At 32.4% G+C, this 3,413-nt stretch carries 6 protein-coding genes; 3 read left to right on the top strand and 3 right to left on the bottom strand.

Going from position 1 to position 3,413, the window contains the following annotated elements; all coding sequences use genetic code 11:
• Positions 1 to 382 (bottom strand): transcription initiation factor IIB family protein (locus DMP16_RS08580; RefSeq protein ID WP_143577099.1); only part of this gene is annotated, 382 nt, incomplete at its 3' end.
• The gene (locus tag DMP16_RS08575) at positions 379 to 645 is read right to left on the bottom strand and encodes an H/ACA RNA-protein complex protein Gar1 (protein WP_069281745.1); all 267 of its coding nucleotides are present in this window, start codon (positions 643 to 645) and stop codon (positions 379 to 381) included. The genes DMP16_RS08575 and DMP16_RS08580, both read right to left, overlap by 4 nt.
• Positions 646 to 821: 176 nt before the next feature.
• Between DMP16_RS08575 and DMP16_RS08570 the strand changes: the two genes are divergently transcribed.
• A complete protein-coding gene (locus DMP16_RS08570; RefSeq protein ID WP_069281742.1) occupies positions 822 to 1,727 on the top strand; it encodes a hypothetical protein in 906 nt (301 codons plus the stop codon).
• Positions 1,699 to 2,766, top strand: a complete 1,068-nt coding sequence (locus DMP16_RS08565) for a DUF373 family protein (RefSeq protein ID WP_069281740.1) — start codon at positions 1,699 to 1,701, stop codon at positions 2,764 to 2,766. The genes DMP16_RS08570 and DMP16_RS08565 overlap by 29 nt, the downstream gene beginning before the upstream one ends.
• Here DMP16_RS08565 and DMP16_RS08560 read toward each other — a convergent pair.
• The gene (locus DMP16_RS08560) at positions 2,750 to 2,956 is read right to left on the bottom strand and encodes a DUF5622 domain-containing protein (RefSeq protein WP_069281738.1); all 207 of its coding nucleotides are present in this window, start codon (positions 2,954 to 2,956) and stop codon (positions 2,750 to 2,752) included. The genes DMP16_RS08565 and DMP16_RS08560 overlap by 17 nt on opposite strands.
• Positions 2,957 to 3,000: 44 nt before the next feature.
• Here DMP16_RS08560 and DMP16_RS08555 point away from each other — a divergent pair.
• Positions 3,001 to 3,413, top strand: a 413-nt coding sequence (locus DMP16_RS08555) for a BadF/BadG/BcrA/BcrD ATPase family protein (protein WP_342764252.1), incomplete at its 3' end; no start/stop codon positions are given.

The raw sequence follows: 3,413 nt of genomic DNA, 5'->3' as shown, positions 1-3,413 counted from the left end.
GTGACGCTGTTTCTTTGACGTGTTCAGGCAGTTCTAGCTTTGCACTTTCATCATTTAGTATTGATAGTAATGTTACTAATTTTTTGTCTTTTTGAGATACTCTGATCTTATTTTGAATTCTTTGCATTTTAATTGTTTTTATTCTGTCTTTAGCTCTCCCGAAACCGATTATAGTATGAAACCCCCAATCGTGAACCTTCGGAGTTGATGGGCTCCCGACTCTTTCTCTCTCATTTCTATCCTTAGAATTATACGCTCTCCAATCTGGTCCTAAATCTATTATGTTCTCCTCTATCACGTATCCGCAATTAGTGCAAACTAATATACCTTCCTTATGATCTTGTGTTATTACATTTTCTAATCCACAATTGGGACATTTCATCTCTTTCTCCTCCTTTGCTTAAAACTGACAAATATTTTACCAAGGTGAGAAATTTCGTAATTAATATTTACTAAAGCATATGGTTGTTCAACGTTTCCTATTACGTCTAAAATCCTCCCTATTTCTGCTCCATTTGAATCGTATGCAATTTTTCCTATTATATTAATATCTACATAATTAATATCTTTTCTTAGTTTAATTAGAGCCTTATTTTTAAGTATAGGTTTGATAAATTCTCCAATCTCCGTAAGGTTGTTTTTCATCACAGAGATAAATTAGACAAATAAACGTATATTAATAATTGATTATAATACCAATTGCGAATTCTGATATGTTAAACGTTGATTTTTGTGGTTTCAATTTTAAAAATGTGTCATAGTTCACGGTTATTATGTCGGAAATAGTTATTTAAATGTTTGCAACATTATTGTAAGCAAGCATGTCTTCAGAAACTGCTGAAGATGAAGCATATTTATATCAAAAATTGGCTGAGGTAAGAGACCTCATAAATAAGCTTAATCAAGATAAGTTAGATCTGATCGAGAAAATAAAGAGGCTAAGGGAGAAGAGAGCAGAGAAAATAAAGAGGCTAAAAGAGCTAAGGGAACAAGTAAATAATCTTAGGCAGGAGTATAAGATGAAATTAGAGGAGTTTAATCAGTTAAAGGAAAAGAAAAAACATCTTATTGAAATTATACAACAGATAAGGAAGGAATTCGAAGAGGTTAAAAATATCTCTTCTCAGAACCTTCGTAATCCCAATGCTATAGAGAAGAAGATAAAGGAATTAGAGTGGAAGCTTCAGACTGATGAGAGGATTACTTTAGAAGATGAAAAGAGGATAGTTCAACAGATAGCCGAGCTTGAAAAAAAGTTACAGATTGCTAAGAAGTTCCTAAAAGTGAAGGAGAAGGAAGCTGAGAATAGAGCTGAATTACTAGCAAAAAGAGTGGAATTAAGTAGTATAAGTGATAGAATTAAGACTCTCCTTAATGAAATAGGAGAGAAGAGGAAGCTTATCAGTTCTTTATCTCAGGAGAGAAAAAGACTAATAGAGGAAGTTAATTCTATAAATAAAGAAATAGAGGAGATTTCTAACCAAATAGAAGATATAAAGGCTAAGATAACCCAGGCTAGAAATGAACGTGATAAATTAAATCAACAACTGAAGAGCATGAAAGAGGGACTCTTACCTAAGTTACCTAATAAGGAGATTCTAGAGAAGAAGAAGAAAGAAGCTGAAGAGAAGCTTAAACAGAAGAAGAGATTATCGTTTGAAGAATTTTATATACTTTACGGGGAAATAGATAATACAGATGGTAAGGACAATAGTGATTTACATTGATATAGATGATGATATAGGAGAATTAGGTTTCTCTACTCCAGTTATAGGAGAAGAGAAATGTAAGGTCGTAATAGATAAAGCATCTACTATGATTCCTACTGATTCGGATTTTAATTCCATGGTAGTGGCTTATAATGTATATAAAAGCCTGAAAAATAAAGGTGAAGATGCAGAGATAGTTTTTATAACTGGCTCTAAGCAAGGTGGTTTGGAGGCTCAAATTGAATTTTCTAGAAAATTAGACGAAATAATCTCCGAGCTTATGCCTCAGAATGCAGTGGTCGTTTACGATAGCCCTGAAGATGCTAGTGTTATACCAATAATTCAATCTAGACTTAAGATCTTAGCTACTCAGCAGGTTATAGTAGAGCAATACAGGGGGGTTGAAGAGACTTATGCATTACTAAGTAAGTATATAAAGAAGGCATTAACTGAAGAACGTTATGCAAGAATCTTCCTAGGAGTACCCGGTGTAATATTAGCATTAGCTGGAATATTGTCAGCATTAAATCTCTCCGTTTATATAGAACCTGCTGTTTTGATTATTTTAGGAGCAGCTATGGTATTAAAAGGCTTGAAAATTGATGAAGCGATAGAGAATTGGTGGGAAAATTCTACCATAATGGTAATTAGTGCCACTATTTCTATAGTAGGAATTTTAATAGGCTTTATAAATCTATATTTTCAATTACAATTTAACAAGTTTTCCCTCCCAGTGATTGAGGCAGCATTCATAATACTGCAACTATTACCTTACGTAACATTTTCTGCTATAGTCTTATTTGGAGGTAAGGCTATTTCTAAGGCTTTAGAAAGAGATATTAAAGTATGGCATGATATAATTAGGATCATAAATATAATATTTATATATTTTGTATTGTTTAAAGTAATTAACAGCATAATAAATGATAAGTATTACTTAATTACACAGTCTCTTTATACGCTCATAATAGCATCAATTGGAATAATATCGGTATATATAACGCTTAATACGTTAGAAAGACACGGAATTTTAGAAAGAGTTATAAAAAATAATTAGTTATTTTATCTCTAACTTCAATGGGCAAATTATCCAGTTTAACTATTTCTACGTTTCTTGGTCTATATTTCGTAACGAATCTGGTTAAAACATATCTATCTGGTGAGTTCTCATCTCTGCTCTTAAGCACTCTAACCTTCAAGTATTTATTTCCTAGGTCTACATAAATATACTTTCCATGCTTTAGCATCGTATTGCACCAATTTTTATGTGAATTATTCCCTTATATTATTTATGGAGTATCTTCTAATAGATGCAGGTGGTACGTCAACTAAAGTATATTTTTATGATGGAAAAGAAATAAGTAAAGAACATAGGTTCCCTCCAGCGAGCGTAGCAACAGTAGGTATTCATAATTCCGTTTCACGACTTACTAATATAATATCTTCATTTAATAGAAAATTTGATGGAATTGCCATCTCATTGGCAGGCATAGATACCAATACTATAGCCAGACAAGTTAAAGGAATTCTATACAGGAACTTATCAGATTATTCAGACAAAGTAATAATAGAACATGATGCCCATGTAGTTCTATTATCTAATGCTCCAACTGGCTGTATAGTTATCTCTGGAACTGGAAGCATAGTTTATGGATATGATGGGAAGAAGAAGATAATAAAAGGAGATAGAGGTTGGTTAGTAGG

The sequence above is a fragment of the Sulfolobus sp. B1 genome (assembly GCF_007050195.1).
Lineage (GTDB): Archaea > Thermoproteota > Thermoprotei_A > Sulfolobales > Sulfolobaceae > Saccharolobus.
Note: the sequence above shows the minus strand (reverse complement) of the source record. Positions and strands in the feature narration are given on the sequence as shown.